Below are 16,023 nucleotides of genomic sequence, written 5' to 3'. Positions count from 1 at the left end.
TTTTCCCGGGCTTTGATCGATCGCACGAGAGGCCATGTTTGTTAACCGATCCCCTTGGCGGAAGCGGATCGCCAACTGCCCGGAACGGATCTCGTCAAGCGAGCGCACCCGTTGTCGGCGGCGATGCACTCGGCTCAGGGCTGCGCCTCAGCCAAGTTGCAAACAAGCGGTCGGCACAATATCGTCGATCGTCCGCGCCGATGTCTGACGTTCAATCTCCCTCAGGAACCAACACCATGAATGTGGTCTCAGTGCCCAGCGGGATCCATCGCCCTTCAGGGAAGGTCGATATCCCGTCCGCCTGGGAGGGCGCTGAGATGAAAGCCAATCCCGATCGATGGTTGATATCACTTGCTGCCGGCGAGATCGCCGAACTCGAGGGCGCGGCTGAAACATATCTTGGCAGCAACAAAAAAATCGCCGAGATCACGAAGGAAAGCTTTCCGCTTCCGTACTTCGGCGCGCATCTGGAAGAGCTCAAGAAAAGGCTTTTGGTCGGCTTGGGCTTCGAAGTGATCCGCGGCCTCCCAGTGGCAAAATACAGTCAGGAGTTTGCCGCTACGATCTTTTGCGGAGTGGGCGCCCATCTTGGATCGGCGCGGTCTCAGAATGCAGCGGGCCACATTCTCGGTCACGTCCGTGACACAGGCGCTGATGCGAAGGATCCGAACACCCGAATTTATCAAACCTCGGAACGGCAAACATTCCACACGGATTCGTCCGACGTGGTTGGATTGTTATGCATTCGCGAGGCGATGGAGGGAGGGGATTCTCTCCTTGTCAGTACGACGACAATCTACAACGAGATGTTTGACAGACGTCCCGACCTTGCCGCTCTCTTGTTTGATCCGATCGCGACGGACCGACGAGGCGAGGTGCCGGAGAACGAAAAGCCATATCTTGAAATCCCGGTGCTGAATTGGCATGCGGGGTTCCTGACCGGGTTTTATCAGCGCCAATATATCGATAGTGCGCAGCGCTTTCCCGATGCGCCGAGACTGACGCCGGCTCACGTCGAGGCGCTCGATCTTTTTGACGCGCTCGCAAATGATCCCGCGCTGCATTTCGGCATGCGGCTTCAGCCGGGCGACATGCAGTTCGTTTACAATCATGCCTTGCTGCATGACCGGACCGGATTCCGCGATTGGCCCGATGCAGGCCAGAAGCGTCATTTATTGCGCCTTTGGCTCAGCATGGAAGGCGACCGGCCGTTGCCCGATTGCTTCAAGCAGCGCTATGGCTCGATCGAGATCGGTAACCGTGGCGGCATCATCACCAAAGGGACCAGTTTGAACGTTCCGTTGGATTGACGTTCGAGCATCCAGCGATGTCCGCTCTCGTGCCGATATGGACAGAGGAGCGGACACCAAGTTGGGCGGAGCCGAGCACCCCGACCTAATGAGGACGCGGCCTCAGCCGCGCTTACTCCTCGTCTTCGTCGTCTTCATCCTCGTCTTCGTCGTCGAGCTCTTCCAGGTGCTCGAGCACCGCAAGCGGGAGCGTCTCGCGAAACAGATCGCCCTCCGCGCCCATCCAGAGACAGATCACGTCGTCGCCCTTCACGTCCGCGACGGTGAGCGGCTGCCCGCCGGATTTCAGCATGACGATATCGCCGGCTTTTAGTTCCATGGATGGTCCTTTCGGGTTGATTGACGGCGAAGCTAGCAAACCGGCATGACATGCCGATCACGGGCTACTCGGTCAGTGGATGTGTTGCGGTAGCGCGCATCCGCCGGCCAGACTGCTGAAACGTCGATCAGAGAGCTTTAGGCCGGAGCGATCCCATCACGAGAGGCAATGGTGCCTGTTCGATGGATGGCACAAGGGCTCTTCCGTCCCGTGCGTCGCGACCATCACACCATGCGCCTGTTTTGCCCGACGGCGCAAATGATTTCGTCAGATCCGCAGTTTGCGCTTGCCGCAAGTCCTTGATTTTGCTGCGGCCGTCTACTGTGCATGGGGTTGTTTTCGACGTTTTTGTTTGCGCACCCCGATTGCAGTCAGTCCGGCACCAGTTCTGTCAGCGAGCGGATGATGCGGTCGGGCTTGACGATCGAGCCTTCGGGCAGGCCGTCGCCATGCACGTCGATCCAGATCGAGTAGATGCCGAGACGCTGCGGCGTCACGACTTCCCATTCCAGATTGTCGCCGATCATCCAGGTGTCTCTTGCGGTGACGCCGAGCGCCTCCATCGCGTGCAGATAGGCGCGCTCCTCGGGCTTGCCGAAGCCGTGCTCGCCCTCGATCTGGATGTGGTGGAAGCGATGCGCCAGCTCGAAGCGCTCCACCTTGGCGCGCTGGGTGTCGGCGGCGCCGTTGGTCACCAATGCGAGCTTGATGCCGAGCGCCTTGAGCCTGTCGATAGCGTCATGCGCGCCGGGGAAGACGAACATCTCCTCCTCGCGATAGGCGGTGAAGCGGTCGGCCAGGCGAATGGCGAGGTCGTCGGGCAGGGCGCGATGACCGGCGGCTGCGAGCGAGGCGAAACCGCCCTTGACGGTGAGGTGCCGGGCTTCGGCGAGCTTGAGCCGCCACGAAGCGTCCGCATTGGCCCAGAAATTCTTCGCGAAGGCCAGGACGGTGCTCGCGACCAGTTGCGGCGGCAGCGGCGCGAGTTCCTCGGCGAACTCCGCTGTGATCGTGTTCCAGGCGATCTCGGGCCGCGCATAGGCCGACAGGATGGTGTCGTCCATGTCGATCAGCATGGCGCGCGGCAGCGGTCTCATTGCGGGCTTCATCGTCGTCATGGCCATTTCACCACCGGTGGCAGCGACGACAGGATCGAATCCACATTGCCGCCGGTCTTGAGACCGAAGATGGTGCCGCGGTCGTAGAGCAGGTTGAACTCGACATAGCGGCCGCGCCGGATCAATTGCTCCTCGCGATCCTCCGCGGTCCAGCTTGTCGCGAAATTGCGCCGCACGATGTCGGGATAGACCTTCAGGAAGGCGCGGCCGACATCCCGGGTGAAGGCGAGGTCGGCGTCCCAGTCGCCGCTGTCGTGCCAGTCGTAGAAGATGCCGCCGATGCCGCGCGCCTCTTTGCGGTGCGGCAGGTGGAAATACTCGTCGCACCACTTCTTGTACTTGTCGTAATCGGCGATGCCGTTCGGCTGCGTGCAGGCCTGTTTCATTGCGGCGTGGAAGGCGATGCTATCGGCATCGTCCTGCGTGCGCCGGCGGTCGAGCACCGGCGTAAGATCGGCGCCGCCGCCGAACCAGGCTTTGGTGGTGACGACGAAGCGCGTGTTCATGTGCACCGCCGGCACGTGCGGATTGCGCAGATGCGCAATCAGCGAGATGCCGGAGGCCCAGAACTTCGGGTCGTCCGCCGCGCCCGGAATTTGCGCGCGAAACTCTGGTGCGAATTCGCCGTGCACGGTGGAGCAATGCACGCCGACCTTCTCGAACAGGCGGCCGGACATCATCGACATCACGCCGCCGCCGCCGGCCGCGCCGGTATGATCGGTGCGCTGCCAGGGTGTGCGTTTGAAGCGGCCGGCCTCACCGGGATAAAGGCTCTCGGGGGCATCGTCCTCCAGCCGCTCGAAGCTCGCGCAGATGTCGTCGCGCAAGGCTTCGAACCAGGCGCGTGCGCGCGTCTTGCGGTCTTCGATCGAGCTCGGGTCCAATGTGGATGTCATTCCGTCAGCCCTGCGGACCGTAATAGGTGCAGCTCTCGTTGCAACTGTCGCGATGGATGCTGACGCGGGTGAGCTTGCCGATAGGGGCCAGCCGCTCCCAGACGAAGCGCGAGAGGTTTTCCAGCGTCGGTGTGCCCAGCGCCTCGATCTTGTTGAGGTACTTGTGATCCAGCGTCATGCGCACATCCTCGATGGCGCGCTGGACCAGGCCGAGATCGACCACCATGCCGGTTTTGGGATCGGGCGTGCCGCGCAGCGTCACCTCGGCGCGGAAGGAGTGGCCGTGGATCTCTTCGCTGGCCGCGCCGAATGTCGTTCCCGACAATGAGTGCGCCGCCTCGAAGCGAAACGATTTCGTCAATTCCCACATCTGTTCGAAAACCAATCCTATCTGATACCAAGCGACTTATGCGTCTGCACGCTGAGCCGCCATTGCGGATGATTGAGGCAATAGTCGATGGCGCCCGCGGTGTTTTGGGCGACCTCGGGCCCGTCCATCGGCTGCAACGAGAAGCGCTCGAAGGCGAGATCCGCGAAGGCGTCCGGCATGGCGAGCGGCTGCGGATAGACTAGCTTCAGTTCGTGGCCACGCCGGACCACCAGATCGCTGCCGCCCTTTGGGCTGACGCAGATCCAGTCGAGCCCCTCGGGCGGGGCGATGGTGCCGTTGGTCTCGACGCCGATCTCGAAGCCGCGGGCATGGAGCGCGTCGACCAGCGCGGTATCGACCTGGAGCAGCGGCTCGCCGCCGGTGAGCACCACATAGCGGTTGTCGGTGGAGGCTGTCCATTGCGCGGCGATGGTGTCTGCGAGTTCCGCGGCCGAGCCATAGCGACCGCCGAGGGTGCCGTTGGTGCCGACGAAATCGGTGTCGCAGAATTTGCAAGTGGCCTCCTGACGGTCGGCCTCGCGCCCGCTCCAGAGGTTGCAGCCGGCAAAACGGCAAAACACGGACGCGCGCCCGGCATGGGCGCCTTCGCCTTGCAAGGTCAGGAAGATTTCCTTGACCGCGTAACTCAACCGTCTCTCCTCAACATATTAAACTTGCGGGTTCCGGAGCTGCCGCAGCGCTTCGCCTGCGGCCATCGCCGCGGTCATGGCGACATTGAGCGACCTCAGCCCCGGAGCGATCGGGATCACCAGCCGCGCGTCCGCCGCCTCGACCACCGCCTCGGTGACGCCGGCGCTCTCGCGCCCGAATAGCAGGATGTCCGCCGTCTGGTAACGGAAATCGCGGTAGTCGGTCGCCCCCTTGGTGGTGAACAGCAGCAGGCGAGCGCCTTGCGCCGCCCGCCATTGCTCGAACTTTGACCAGGAGTCATGCCTGACGATGCTGACCTGATCGAGGTAGTCCATTCCCGCCCTGCGGAAATGCCGGTCGGAGACCGGGAAGCCCGCCGGTTCGATGATATGGGCGGCCATGCCCAGACAGGCGCAGAGCCTGAGAATCGTGCCGGTGTTCTGGGGGATGTCGGGTTGGAAAAGCGCTATCTGCATGGGCGGTGCCGGGTTCGGTGCGGGCCGGAAATGTCTCAATAAAACATCGCTGGCCGCGGAATTCGTGCATTGCACGCTCCCGCGCCGATAGCGGGCTTGCGCTCGCCCGGCAAGGGTGCCAATAGAACGATTCTGGACTGCTGTTTTCGCCTTGTTTTGGTGGGGGCACGCGAAGTTCTGCCGCCGCGGGGGGCCGCGGGCGCCGGCAGGCTGTTCCGGGGACCTTGGGGGCTCCCGGAGCGGTTCCGCCGGCTGCATAAGAAGAAAGGGTTGGAATCGTGACGACAGCGTCTTCGGCGGACCATCCGACACGCCGTGATTTCTTATTCGTTGCAACGGGGGCAGCTGCAGCAGTAGGGGGCGCAGCCGCGCTCTGGCCCTTTATCTCCCAAATGAATCCTGATGCGTCGACCATCGCCGCTGGTGCGCCGATCGAGGTCGATCTCAGCCCGGTTGCCGAGGGGCAGGACATCAAGGTGTTCTGGCGCGGCAAGCCGATCTATATCAGCCACCGCACCAAGAAGCAGATCGACGAGGCGCGCGCCGTCAACGTGGCGAGCCTGCCCGATCCGCAGTCCGACGAGGCCCGGGTCAAGTCCGGCCATGAGCAGTGGCTGGTCGTGATCGGCATCTGCACCCATCTCGGCTGCATCCCGATCGCCCATGAAGGCAATTACGACGGGTTCTTCTGCCCCTGCCATGGTTCGCAGTACGATTCGTCCGGCCGCATCCGCCAGGGGCCCGCGCCCGCGAACCTGCCGGTGCCGCCGTACCAGTTCGTTTCCGACACCAAAATCCAGATCGGCTGAGCTTCGGGCCCTCGTCCGAAGCTTCGCGCCGTCTCGTCGTATTATTTCCTCAGGATCGCATCATGAGCGGACCATCCGACTACCAGCCGAGCAATCCGGCCCTGCAATGGATCGAGCGACGTCTGCCGATCCTCGGCCTCATGCACTCCTCCTTCGTGGTCTATCCCACCCCGCGCAACCTGAACTATTGGTGGACCTTCGGCGCCATCCTCTCCTTCATGCTGGGGATCCAGATCCTGACCGGCGTGATCCTGGCGATGCACTACACGCCGCATGCCGACCTCGCCTTCAAGTCGGTCGAGCTGCTCGTCCGTGACGTCAATTACGGCTGGCTGCTGCGCAACATGCATGCCGTCGGCGCCTCGATGTTCTTCGTCGCTGTCTACGTCCACATGCTGCGCGGCCTCTATTACGGCTCCTACAAGGAGCCGCGCGAGGTGCTGTGGATCCTTGGCGTCATCATCTACCTCCTGATGATGGCGACGGGCTTCATGGGCTACGTGCTGCCGTGGGGCCAGATGAGCTTCTGGGGCGCCACCGTCATCACCAATCTGTTCTCCGCCATCCCCTATGTCGGCGAGAGCATCGTGACGCTCTTGTGGGGCGGCTATTCGGTCGGCAACCCGACGCTGAACCGCTTCTTCTCGCTGCACTATCTACTGCCGTTCCTGATCGCGGGCGTCGTCGTGCTCCACGTCTGGGCGCTGCATGTCTCCGGCCAGAACAACCCTGATGGCGTCGAGCCCAAGACGGAAAAGGACACTGTTCCGTTCACGCCGCATGCAACCATCAAGGATATGTTCGGCGTCTCCTGCTTCATGCTGCTCTACGCCTGGTTCATCTTCTACATGCCGAATTATCTCGGCGACGCCGACAATTACATTCCGGCGAACCCGGGCGTGACGCCGCCGCACATCGTGCCGGAATGGTATTACCTGCCTTTCTACGCGATCCTGCGCTCGATCCCGAACAAGCTCGCGGGCGTGATCGGGATGTTCTCGGCGATCATCATCCTGTGCTTCCTGCCCTGGCTCGACGCCGCCAGGACGAAGTCGTCGAAGTACCGTCCGCTGGCCAAGCAGTTCTTCTGGATCTTCGTCGCGGTCTGCATCCTGCTCGGCTATCTCGGCGCGCAGCCGCCGGAAGGCATCTATGTGATCGCCGGCCGGGTCCTGACGTTCTGCTATTTCGCCTACTTCCTGATCGTGCTGCCGCTGCTCTCGCGGATCGAGAAGCCGCGTCCGGTGCCGAACTCGATCTCGGATGCCGTCCTGGCCAAAACCGGGAGCAGGTCGACGCCGATGGTGTCGAGCGCGATCGTGCTTGCGCTGGCGGGCGCGTTGTTTGCGGGCTCAGCCGACAGCGCGCGCCTCCGAAGGCAGCGACAAGCCGCCGGGCAACAAATGGTCGTTCGCCGGTCCGTTCGGCAAGTACGATCGCGGCGCATTGCAACGCGGCCTGAAGGTCTACAAGGAAGTCTGCGCCAACTGTCACGGCCTGTCCTACGTCGCCTTCCGCAATCTCGCGGAAGCCGGCGGTCCCGGCTATTCGGTCGCGCAGGCTGCAGCCTTCGCCTCCGACTACAAGGTCAAGGATGGTCCGAACGACGCCGGCGACATGTTCGAACGCGCGGGCCGGCCGGCGGATTATTTCCCCTCGCCATTCCCGAACGAGCAGGCGGCGCGTGCGGCGAACGGCGGCGCGGCGCCGCCGGATCTGTCGCTGATCACCAAGGCGCGTTCCTACGGCCGCGGCTTCCCGATGTTCATCGTCGACTTCTTCACCCAGTATCAGGAGCAGGGTCCGGACTACGTCTCGGCGCTGCTCCAGGGCTTTGAGGACAAGGCGCCCGAAGGTGTGACCATCCCGGAGGGCTCCTACTACAACAAGTACTTCCCGGGCCACGCCATCAAGATGCCGAAGCCGCTCAGCGACGGCCAGGTCACCTATGACGACGGCTCGCCGACCACTGTCGCGCAGTATTCCAAGGACGTCACCACGTTCCTGATGTGGACCGCCGAACCGCATATGGAAGCGCGCAAGCGCCTCGGTTTCCAGGTGTTCATCTTCCTGATCATCTTCGCCGGCCTGATGTACTTCACCAAGAAGAAGGTCTGGGCAGACTCGCACTGAGGGGCCCGAGGCGAGAATGAAGAGGCCCCCGCAAGGGGGCTTTTTTGTTGGGCACGAGAGTGTGTTGTCAGGCGCGATTGCCTATCGCCCGCTCAAACGCCAAAATGCCGCCAACCGCTCCCCAAAAACTCGTCGGAGGACACCATGGGAACCGCCATCACCTTCAAGCGCCCGGACGGCAAGGACGCATCGGGCTATCTCGCCAATGCCGCGCGCGGCAACGCGCCGGGCGTGGTGGTGATCCAAGAATGGTGGGGCCTTTCGGACCAGATCAAGGGCCTCTGCGACCGCTTCGCGCTGGCCGGGTTCGATGCGCTGGCGCCAGATCTCTACAAGGGCAAGGTGGTGCCGTATCACGACACCGACGCCGCCGGCAAAGAGATGAACTCGCTCGACTTCATGGACGCCACCACGCAGACGGTGCGCGGCGCCACGCAATATCTGTCGCGCAACGGCGCCAAGGTGGGCCTGACCGGCTTCTGCCTCGGCGGCGCCGTCACCATCATCGGCGCGGTGCATGTGCCGGAGCTCGCCGCCGGCGTGGTGTTCTACGGCATCCCGCCAGAGCAGGCGGCCAAGCCCGCCGACGTCAAGATCCCGCTTCAGGCCCATTTCGCCAACAAGGACGATTGGTGCACGCCGGAGCTGGTCAACGGTTTCGAAAAGGCCATGAAGGCCGCCGGCAAGTCGCTGGAGCTGTTCCGCTATGACGCCGAGCACGCTTTCGTCAACGAGCAGCGCCAGGCCGTGCACGACCGGGAAGCCGCCGAGCTCGCCTGGGGCAGGGCGACGGAGTTTTTCAGGAAGCATCTGGGGTAGGTGTGCTGCGCCAGTCGCGCTACCATTTCAGTGTCGCCCCGGCCTGGTGCGCAATTGCCCGGCCTTCGCCGGGACGACTGTGGTGATCGGCGTTGAGCAGCCAGCCCAGCCAGCCTTGACGTCGTCCCCGCGCCATGGTGAGTATCCGCCCATGAGCACCGCCGTCCGCCCATCCCGTCTTTGGTGGCGCACCTCCTGAGAGGTGGCCGGTGCGATTTATTCTCCCAAAATCGTCTGAGGTCGCCCACGCAGTGCGGCGGCCTGATCGTTTGTCCTGTGTGGCGTTCCCTCGACAAGTTTCGTAAGAGGACCCCATGAACAGGACCGTCTTTGCCCTTCCGGCTCGAAGCGACTACGTGACCCGCGCGGGGCTTGCGATCACGCGCGTGGCGGAACAGTTTTCCGGCGGCGCCAACCGGCTCGACGATCTCGTCAGCCTGCTCGACCGCCGCCGCGGCGTGGTGCTGTCGTCGGGCACGACCGTGCCCGGCCGCTACGAGAGTTTTGACCTCGGCTTCTCCGATCCGCCGCTCAAGCTCGAGACCACCGGCGTCAATTTCAAGCTGGAAGCGCTGAACGCGCGCGGGGAGGTGCTGATCGCCTTCCTCGCCGACGTCTTGCGCGAACCCTGCGTCGTGATCTCCGAGACGACGCCGACGCGCCTTGCCGGTCATATCATCCGCGGCGAAGCCCCGATCGACGAAGACCAGCGCACGCGGCGCGCCAGCGTGATGTCGCTGGTGCGCGATCTCGTCGCCGCTTTCTCCGCCAATGACGACGGCGTGCTCGGCCTGTTCGGCGCCTTCGCCTACGATCTCGTGTTCCAGATCGAGGACCTCGTGCAGAAGCGCGCGCGCGAGAGCGACCAGCGCGACATCGTGCTCTACGTCCCCGATCGCCTGCTCGCCTATGACCGCGCCACCGGCCGCGGCGTCGTGCTCACATACGATTTCGCGTGGAAGGGCAAGTCCACCGCGGGCCTGCCGCACGAGACCGCCGAGAGCCCCTACCTCAAGACACCGCGCCAGGGTTTTGCCGATCACGCCCCCGGCGAATATCAGGCCACTGTCGAGACCGCGCGCGCTGCCTTTGCGCGTGGCGATCTGTTCGAGGCGGTGCCGGGGCAGCTCTTCGCCGAGCCCTGCGACCGCTCGCCGGCGGAAGTGTTCCAGCGGCTCTGTGTCATCAATCCGTCGCCCTACGGCGCGCTGATGAATCTCGGCGAGGGCGAATTTCTCGTCTCGGCCTCTCCGGAAATGTTCGTGCGCTCGGACGGACGCCGGGTCGAGACCTGCCCGATCTCGGGGACGATCGCGCGCGGTACCGATGCGATCGGCGATGCCGAGCAGATCCGCCAGCTCCTGAACTCCGAGAAGGACGAGTTCGAGCTCAACATGTGCACCGACGTCGACCGCAACGACAAGGCGCGCGTCTGCGTTCCCGGCACCATCAAGGTGCTGGCGCGCCGGCAGATCGAGACCTATTCAAAACTGTTCCACACCGTCGACCATGTCGAAGGCATGCTGCGTCCCGGCTTCGATGCGCTCGACGCCTTTCTCACCCACGCCTGGGCCGTCACCGTCACTGGCGCACCAAAACTCTGGGCGATGCAGTTCGTCGAGGATCACGAGCGCTCGCCCCGCCGCTGGTATGCCGGCGCGATCGGGGCGGTGAATTTCGACGGCAGCATCAACACCGGCCTCACCATCCGGACCATCCGGATGAAGGAGGGCCTCGCGGAAGTGCGTGTCGGCGCCACCTGTCTGTTCGACTCCGATCCCGCCGCCGAGGACCGCGAATGCCAGGTCAAGGCCGCCGCCCTATTCCAGGCGCTGCGCGGTGATCCGCCGAAGCCGCTGTCGGCCTTTGCGCCCGATGCGACCGGAAGCGGCAAGAGGGTGCTGCTGATCGACCATGACGACAGCTTCGTCCATATGCTGGCCGATTACTTCCGCCAGGTCGGCGCCGACGTCACCGTGGTCCGCCATGTGCATGCGCTCGACATGCTCAAGCAGAAGCGGTGGGATTTGCTGGTGCTGTCGCCAGGGCCGGGCAGGCCCGAGGATTTTGGGATCAAGAAGACCATCGACGCGGCGCTGGAGGACAAGCTGCCGGTGTTCGGCGTCTGCCTCGGCGTCCAGGCGATCGGCGAGTATTTCGGCGGCGAGCTCGGGCAGCTCACGCATCCCGCCCATGGCCGGCCCTCGCGGGTTCAGGTACGTGGCGGGCGGCTGATGCGCAATCTGCCGAACGAGATCGTCATCGGCCGCTATCACTCGCTGTATGTCGAGCGCGACAGCATGCCGGAGGTGCTATCCGTCACCGCCAGCACCGAGGACGGCGTCGCCATGGCGCTCGAGCACAAGACCCTGCCGGTCGCCGGCGTGCAATTCCATCCGGAATCGCTGATGTCGCTGAGCGGCGAGGTGGGCTTACGAATTGTCGAGAACGCGTTCCGCCTGGATGCGTCGCGCTGATTGAGAGGCACCATGACTTTTGACCATGATCTGAAGGCGAGCGTCCGCACCATCCCGGACTATCCGAAACCCGGGATCTTGTTCCGCGACATCACCACGTTGCTCGCAGATGCGCGTGCGTTCCGCCGTGCGGTCGACGAACTCGTCAATCCCTGGGCCGGCAACAAGATCGACAAGGTCGCTGGCATGGAAGCGCGCGGCTTCATCATCGGTGGCGCGGTGGCGCACCAGGTTTCGGCCGGCTTCGTGCCGATCCGGAAAAAAGGCAAGCTGCCGCACACCACCGTGCGGATCGCTTACTCTCTCGAATACGGCATCGACGAGATGGAGATGCATGTCGACGCCATTCAGCCGGGTGAGCGTGTGATCCTGGTCGACGACCTCATCGCCACCGGCGGCACCGCGGAAGGTGCGGTGAAGCTGCTGCGCCAGATCGGCGCCAATGTGGTCGCCGCCTGCTTCATCATCGATCTGCCCGATCTCGGCGGCGCCGCCAAGCTGCGCGCGATGGACGTGCCGGTGCGCACGCTGATGACGTTCGAGGGGCACTGAGGGCACGGCACGGCTGGCGACGTTCAGATCGGCTCGGCCGTTAGCTCCGACAGCCAATGCAGCATGCGCTCTTTGAGGAGCGCATTCCTGACATAGTCGCTCGCCTCATCTTTCAGCCGCTCGCATTCGCCGAGTGTCAGGCCTGCCTCACCGTGCATGTTCCACGCAGTCTGGAGTCTACGGCAGGTGTGGCTACCCTGGCGCAGCGAGAACCAGATGCGATTCTGGATTGTCTCGAGGTTCGAGGCTTGGCCGACCCAGGCCTCGCCCGAGGCCGCGCAGCGGACGACGTAGATGCCGGCAACGGTCTTCCGCTCCTTATAGGCGGCGATTGCTGCTTTACGGTCGATGCTCACGGTGAAGAGGCCTTGCTGAGGAACGATGGTGCGTACACTCAGTAACCGCAACGTCGCTCGGCGTCAATATTATCCGGGTAAAATATTCAGGACCGTTGCAGGATCAGGCTGAGCTCGAGTTCGCGGAAGGCGAGGTAATTGCGCCGGGTCCATTGGTGCAGCTCGGTCGAGGCATCCTTCTCCTGGCGAAGATAGCCGGTGAAGGAGAAATTCAGGCGGCTGATATAGGTCTTCAGGAATCCGGGCAGCGCCGGCAGGCGCAGCAGCCGGCCGCCGGCCATCGCTTCCGGCAGCTCGCCGCGCACGATGTGCTCGTTGTCCACCGTGATCAGGTTGATCCGCGGGATCTGTTCGCGCAGCATCTCGTGGGCGCGGGCCGAGACGCGGTCGGTGTCGGCGACGAACAGGATCATCGGCGCGACGTGGCGGCGCGCAGCCTCTTTCAACAGGCCGATCTCCTCCGTCATCTTGAAGAACTCGTCAAAGGCGTGGAAGCCGAGGTCGATCACCTTGGCAAGCCCGTCATCGACGATGACGCGATCCATCAGCTGCATCTTGCCGTAGGTGTCGATCACGTCGGCGGTCTCGGTGATCGTTGGCAGATAGTCGAGCAGCGACGGCTCCTTCGGGTTGACGTCGAAGGCCACGACGTTGCCGTTCTTGAGCAGCAAAAATTCGCTCAAAAGCCGCGCCAGCAGGGTCTTGCCGACCTGCGGGCGGGGCGAGCAAATGATGTAGAGGGGCGTTGCGGGCATCGATAGCTATATCAGTCGAACTTGGCGACCAATCCAGCCGTATCCGCCCGGCTTGCGCAACTATTTTTCGCTGTTGCGGGCCCCGGATTTCGTCGAGCCGACGATATCGGTCAGCCGGATCCGATCGAACTCACTCCAGACGTTCGCCAGCCAGTGTCGGACATAACCACGCAGCACGAAGGAGTAGTTGGCGGCTTCGTCGTTGACGCCCTTGTTGGCGACGAATTTCAGGAATGGGACGGAGGACACCTCGACCTGCTCATAGGCCATTTCGTTGAGCTTGGGGATGGTCAGCTCGGTCGCGTCCTTGATGCGGTTGAAATACGATTGGTAAGTCGACTGATCCCACTGGAAGAACTGAGTATCGTTGATGAAGTTCTTCACCAGGAAATATTTCGCGCCGCCCATGAAGCCCGCGGTCTCGGCGATCTCGTCCAGCGAGGCGATCGAGGGTCCGAGGATGTGGAACACGGCAAAGGTGATCTGGCCGGCCTTGGCGGCGTCGAGGAATCCGATGTCGCGCAAGGAGGCGAGCGCCGGCGAGAGCAGGCCGGCCCGGACGTCGATCACGGTGACCGACGGGCTCGTCGCGTTGAGCGTATCGAAGATCTTCATCTGATCCGACGTCGTCGTCATGTCGACGATCTCGGTGATGTCAGGATGGAAGCGCTTCAGGGTTCCGCGCGGCGATTCGGTGTCGAAGGCGCGCGTCGGCACGTTGTTGGCGGAAAAATAATCGAGCAGGGTGCGCGACACCGTGGTCTTGCCGACCCCACCCTTGTCCGCGCCCACCACAACCACTGCCGGCTTTGCCATTGCTGTCCCCTAACGCGCGCCCCCGATCGCGAGGTTGCAATCGGATGGGCCCCAAATCGATGTCGCAGACATGTCCCAAGTCTGCTGTTGGGCGCGAACATGGCAGAAACAAGGGAGAATTCAATTCCGCAGGGCCCAGTTACGGCAATTCCCGACGTTTTTCCCAAGCACGACGAATTCTGCCGGGCATGGCGTCAAATCACGCTCAATGGCGGCCCCAAGGACCCAAGGAATTGCCCAAGGGATTGCTTACTCGATTGCCTATCGGGTTGCTGCTGGCGGTTCCGGCGGAGCTGGGTGCGGGCAGGGGCGGCGGACTGGCCGCGCCGCCTACGTCGTTCCAGGGCCCCTGGCGCGGTGGCGGTCGGACGCCCTGCTGGTCGGCTTGCGTGTCTGGCTCCTCGGCCTCGTCGGCGGAAAGCGGCAGCGGGCCGGGATCATGGCCGTCGGCGAACTTGACCAACGCGTCGACCCGCGACTGCACCGAGGGGTGGGTCGCGAACAAATCGGCAAAACCCTCGCGCGGATTGTCGACGCAGAGCTCCATCACTGCCGAGGTTGCGCCCGGCAGCTCGCCGCGGTTCTCGATCTTGCGCAGTGCCGAGATCATGGCGTCCGGGTTTTTCGTCAGCTCGACGGAGCCTGCGTCCGCGAGATATTCGCGCGAGCGCGACAGCGCGAGCTTCACCACCTGAGACAACAGCCAGGCCACCACGATCAGCACGACCGCGATGATGATGACGATCACCGCGCCGCCGCCCGAACTCTTGCTGTCGCTCGACGACGAGGACGATCGTGACGAGGAGGAGCCCGACGACCACGAGCCGCCGGAGCCGGAGCTCCAGCTGAAATTCGTGAACAGGCGGAAGAACAGTTCGCCGAAGAATCCGACCACGCCCGCGATGATGACGGCGACCACCATGAGCTGCACGTCGCCGTTCTTGATATGGGTCAGCTCGTGACCCAGCACCGCCTCGATTTCCTGGTCGTCCAGCGCATTGAGGAGACCGGTGGTGACGGTGACCGAATATTGCCGCGGGTTGAGGCCGGTCGCGAACGCGTTCAGCGCCGGGCTTTCCATGATCTTCAGCTTCGGCATCGTGATGCCGCGCGAGATGCAGAGATTTTCAAGCAGATTATAGAGCCGCGGCTGCTCCTGCCGGGTGACGTCGTGGCCGCCGGTCACCGCATCGATCATCGACTGGTGGAAGAAATAGGCGATCACGATCCAGGTCGCTGCCACGACGGTCGCAACCGGTGCGGCGACTTTCAGATCATAGAAGGCGCGTCTCAGATAATGGAGGACGGTCTCGTCGCCATTGATGACGACTTCGGCGATCAGCGCGCCGGCATAGACCAGCACGTAGACCAGCGCGAACAGACCGGCGAGCAGGAGCATCGAACGAAACTTGTTCGAGGCGATGTGCGTGTAGAGACCATACGCGGCCATGACGCGATGCCCTGCCGGCCTATCGGCTCAACTCAGAATTTCACCTGCGGCGTGGCCTCGACCTCGGTGCGGCTGGCGCCGAGATCGAAGAAGTCCTTTTTGGTGAAGCCGAACATGCCGGCGAACAAGGCTGCCGGCATCTGCTGGATGCCGGTGTTGTATTCCTGGACCGCGCTGTTGAAGAAGCGTCGGCTGGCCGCGATCTTGTTCTCGAGATCGGACAGCTCGCTGGCGAGCTGCTGGAAATTGGCGTTGGCCTTGAGGTCGGGATAGGCCTCCGACAGCGCGATCAGTCGGCCGAGCGCGCCGGAGAGCTGGGTCTCGGCCGCGGACACCTGCGCCGGTCCCTGCGCCGACATCGCCGAATTGCGCGCCTTGATGACGTCGTCGAGCGTGCCGCGCTCATGCGAGGCATAGCCCTTCACCGTCTCGACCAGGTTCGGGATCAGATCGTGGCGCTGCTTGAGCTGCACGTCGACGTCGGCAAAGGCCTGGCCGACGCGCTGGCCCAGCGCCACCAGCCGATTGTAGGCGGCGAAGGCAAAGAACACGAGGACGACGATAACGCCGAGAACGATCCAGCCGGTCGACATGGAGAACTCCTGAAGGGGGAAGAAGGCGGGCGCTAGGGTAGACCAAATTGGCGCCGAGCGAGAGCCCGGTACAGAAGAGAGGTAAGACTTGGTCGGATGAGGGACTATCCCAGTTCAAGGCGA

16 protein-coding genes and 1 pseudogene are annotated in these 16,023 nt (G+C 63.3%); 6 read left to right on the top strand and 11 right to left on the bottom strand.

Going from position 1 to position 16,023, the window contains the following annotated elements; translation table 11 throughout:
* The first annotated feature begins 236 nt into the window (after nucleotides 1–236).
* Nucleotides 237–1,310, top strand: a complete 1,074-nt coding sequence (locus AB3L03_RS09305; protein WP_204513832.1) for a TauD/TfdA family dioxygenase — start codon at nucleotides 237–239, stop codon at nucleotides 1,308–1,310.
* A 112-nt stretch (nucleotides 1,311–1,422) separates the two neighbouring features.
* Here AB3L03_RS09305 and AB3L03_RS09300 read toward each other — a convergent pair whose 3' ends face one another.
* The 6 genes from AB3L03_RS09300 to AB3L03_RS09275 all read right to left on the bottom strand — a co-directional run bounded on the left by AB3L03_RS09300 (nucleotide 1,423) and on the right by AB3L03_RS09275 (nucleotide 5,140).
* Entirely contained in the window at nucleotides 1,423–1,629 is a 207-nt protein-coding gene (locus tag AB3L03_RS09300; RefSeq protein ID WP_018454945.1) for a YodC family protein, read from the bottom strand.
* Nucleotides 1,630–2,000: 371 nt separating this feature from the next.
* Complete coding sequence (locus tag AB3L03_RS09295) at nucleotides 2,001–2,753, bottom strand: HAD family hydrolase (protein WP_018454944.1); 753 nt, start codon at nucleotides 2,751–2,753, stop codon at nucleotides 2,001–2,003.
* Complete coding sequence (gene hemF / locus AB3L03_RS09290; protein ID WP_204513834.1) at nucleotides 2,744–3,643, bottom strand: oxygen-dependent coproporphyrinogen oxidase; 900 nt, start codon at nucleotides 3,641–3,643, stop codon at nucleotides 2,744–2,746. The genes AB3L03_RS09295 and hemF overlap by 10 nt, the downstream gene beginning before the upstream one ends.
* Nucleotides 3,644–3,647: 4 nt before the next feature.
* Nucleotides 3,648–4,013, bottom strand: a complete 366-nt coding sequence (locus AB3L03_RS09285; protein ID WP_204514105.1) for a 6-carboxytetrahydropterin synthase — start codon at nucleotides 4,011–4,013, stop codon at nucleotides 3,648–3,650.
* A gap of 17 nt (nucleotides 4,014–4,030) precedes the next feature.
* Nucleotides 4,031–4,663: a 7-carboxy-7-deazaguanine synthase gene (gene queE / locus AB3L03_RS09280; RefSeq protein ID WP_204513835.1), complete on the bottom strand. Its 633-nt coding sequence runs from the start codon at nucleotides 4,661–4,663 to the stop codon at nucleotides 4,031–4,033.
* Nucleotides 4,664–4,681: 18 nt separating this feature from the next.
* The gene (locus AB3L03_RS09275) at nucleotides 4,682–5,140 is read right to left on the bottom strand and encodes a tRNA (cytidine(34)-2'-O)-methyltransferase (RefSeq protein ID WP_018454940.1); all 459 of its coding nucleotides are present in this window, start codon (nucleotides 5,138–5,140) and stop codon (nucleotides 4,682–4,684) included.
* Between the two features lie 278 nt (nucleotides 5,141–5,418).
* On the opposite strand from AB3L03_RS09275, the gene petA reads away from it, so the two are divergent.
* The 5 genes and pseudogenes from petA (at nucleotide 5,419) to AB3L03_RS09250 (ending at nucleotide 11,930) form a co-directional block, all read left to right on the top strand.
* Nucleotides 5,419–5,949, top strand: a complete 531-nt coding sequence (gene petA / locus AB3L03_RS09270) for a ubiquinol-cytochrome c reductase iron-sulfur subunit (protein WP_026232845.1) — start codon at nucleotides 5,419–5,421, stop codon at nucleotides 5,947–5,949.
* A gap of 62 nt (nucleotides 5,950–6,011) precedes the next feature.
* Nucleotides 6,012–8,082: pseudogene (fbcH, locus tag AB3L03_RS09265) on the top strand (cytochrome b/c1).
* 144 nt (nucleotides 8,083–8,226) lie between these two features.
* Nucleotides 8,227–8,901 (top strand): dienelactone hydrolase family protein, encoded by a 675-nt coding sequence (locus tag AB3L03_RS09260; RefSeq protein WP_008134159.1) that lies wholly within the window; start codon nucleotides 8,227–8,229, stop codon nucleotides 8,899–8,901.
* A 314-nt stretch (nucleotides 8,902–9,215) separates the two neighbouring features.
* Complete coding sequence (locus tag AB3L03_RS09255) at nucleotides 9,216–11,378, top strand: anthranilate synthase component I (RefSeq protein ID WP_204513836.1); 2,163 nt, start codon at nucleotides 9,216–9,218, stop codon at nucleotides 11,376–11,378.
* Between the two features lie 12 nt (nucleotides 11,379–11,390).
* Complete coding sequence (locus AB3L03_RS09250) at nucleotides 11,391–11,930, top strand: adenine phosphoribosyltransferase (RefSeq protein ID WP_007595035.1); 540 nt, start codon at nucleotides 11,391–11,393, stop codon at nucleotides 11,928–11,930.
* A 23-nt stretch (nucleotides 11,931–11,953) separates the two neighbouring features.
* Here AB3L03_RS09250 and AB3L03_RS09245 read toward each other — a convergent pair whose 3' ends face one another.
* From AB3L03_RS09245 to AB3L03_RS09225, 5 genes are all read right to left on the bottom strand, one after another.
* On the bottom strand, nucleotides 11,954–12,286 hold the full coding sequence (locus AB3L03_RS09245) for a GIY-YIG nuclease family protein (protein WP_204513837.1): 333 nt from the start codon (nucleotides 12,284–12,286) through the stop codon (nucleotides 11,954–11,956).
* Between the two features lie 86 nt (nucleotides 12,287–12,372).
* On the bottom strand, nucleotides 12,373–13,041 hold the full coding sequence (locus AB3L03_RS09240; protein WP_368508453.1) for a hypothetical protein: 669 nt from the start codon (nucleotides 13,039–13,041) through the stop codon (nucleotides 12,373–12,375).
* A gap of 60 nt (nucleotides 13,042–13,101) precedes the next feature.
* Nucleotides 13,102–13,857: a hypothetical protein gene (locus AB3L03_RS09235; RefSeq protein ID WP_018454934.1), complete on the bottom strand. Its 756-nt coding sequence runs from the start codon at nucleotides 13,855–13,857 to the stop codon at nucleotides 13,102–13,104.
* A 205-nt stretch (nucleotides 13,858–14,062) separates the two neighbouring features.
* Nucleotides 14,063–15,307, bottom strand: coding sequence for a M48 family metallopeptidase (locus AB3L03_RS09230; protein WP_204513839.1), 1,245 nt, complete (start codon nucleotides 15,305–15,307; stop codon nucleotides 14,063–14,065).
* Between the two features lie 32 nt (nucleotides 15,308–15,339).
* Nucleotides 15,340–15,900 carry a LemA family protein gene (locus AB3L03_RS09225; protein WP_085352637.1) on the bottom strand — a complete coding sequence of 187 codons (561 nt, stop codon included), beginning with the start codon at nucleotides 15,898–15,900 and terminating at the stop codon, nucleotides 15,340–15,342.
* Between the last annotated feature and the right edge of the window lie 123 nt (nucleotides 15,901–16,023).

The sequence above is a fragment of the Bradyrhizobium lupini genome, assembly GCF_040939785.1.
Lineage (GTDB): Bacteria > Pseudomonadota > Alphaproteobacteria > Rhizobiales > Xanthobacteraceae > Bradyrhizobium > Bradyrhizobium canariense_D.
Note: the sequence above shows the minus strand (reverse complement) of the source record. Positions and strands in the feature narration are given on the sequence as shown.

Coding starts and splice junctions, on each gene's coding strand:
- AB3L03_RS09260 (WP_008134159.1), top strand. CDS start 8,227: ATGGGAACCGCCATCACCTTCAAGCGCCCGGACGGCAAGGACGCATCG.
- AB3L03_RS09275 (WP_018454940.1), bottom strand. CDS start 5,140: ATGCAGATAGCGCTTTTCCAACCCGACATCCCCCAGAACACCGGCACG.
- AB3L03_RS09300 (WP_018454945.1), bottom strand. CDS start 1,629: ATGGAACTAAAAGCCGGCGATATCGTCATGCTGAAATCCGGCGGGCAG.
- AB3L03_RS09295 (WP_018454944.1), bottom strand. CDS start 2,753: ATGGCCATGACGACGATGAAGCCCGCAATGAGACCGCTGCCGCGCGCC.
- AB3L03_RS09235 (WP_018454934.1), bottom strand. CDS start 13,857: ATGGCAAAGCCGGCAGTGGTTGTGGTGGGCGCGGACAAGGGTGGGGTC.
- AB3L03_RS09305 (WP_204513832.1), top strand. CDS start 237: ATGAATGTGGTCTCAGTGCCCAGCGGGATCCATCGCCCTTCAGGGAAG.
- AB3L03_RS09285 (WP_204514105.1), bottom strand. CDS start 4,013: ATGTGGGAATTGACGAAATCGTTTCGCTTCGAGGCGGCGCACTCATTG.
- AB3L03_RS09255 (WP_204513836.1), top strand. CDS start 9,216: ATGAACAGGACCGTCTTTGCCCTTCCGGCTCGAAGCGACTACGTGACC.
- hemF (WP_204513834.1), bottom strand. CDS start 3,643: ATGACATCCACATTGGACCCGAGCTCGATCGAAGACCGCAAGACGCGC.
- AB3L03_RS09225 (WP_085352637.1), bottom strand. CDS start 15,900: ATGTCGACCGGCTGGATCGTTCTCGGCGTTATCGTCGTCCTCGTGTTC.
- AB3L03_RS09250 (WP_007595035.1), top strand. CDS start 11,391: ATGACTTTTGACCATGATCTGAAGGCGAGCGTCCGCACCATCCCGGAC.
- AB3L03_RS09230 (WP_204513839.1), bottom strand. CDS start 15,307: ATGGCCGCGTATGGTCTCTACACGCACATCGCCTCGAACAAGTTTCGT.
- AB3L03_RS09240 (WP_368508453.1), bottom strand. CDS start 13,041: ATGCCCGCAACGCCCCTCTACATCATTTGCTCGCCCCGCCCGCAGGTC.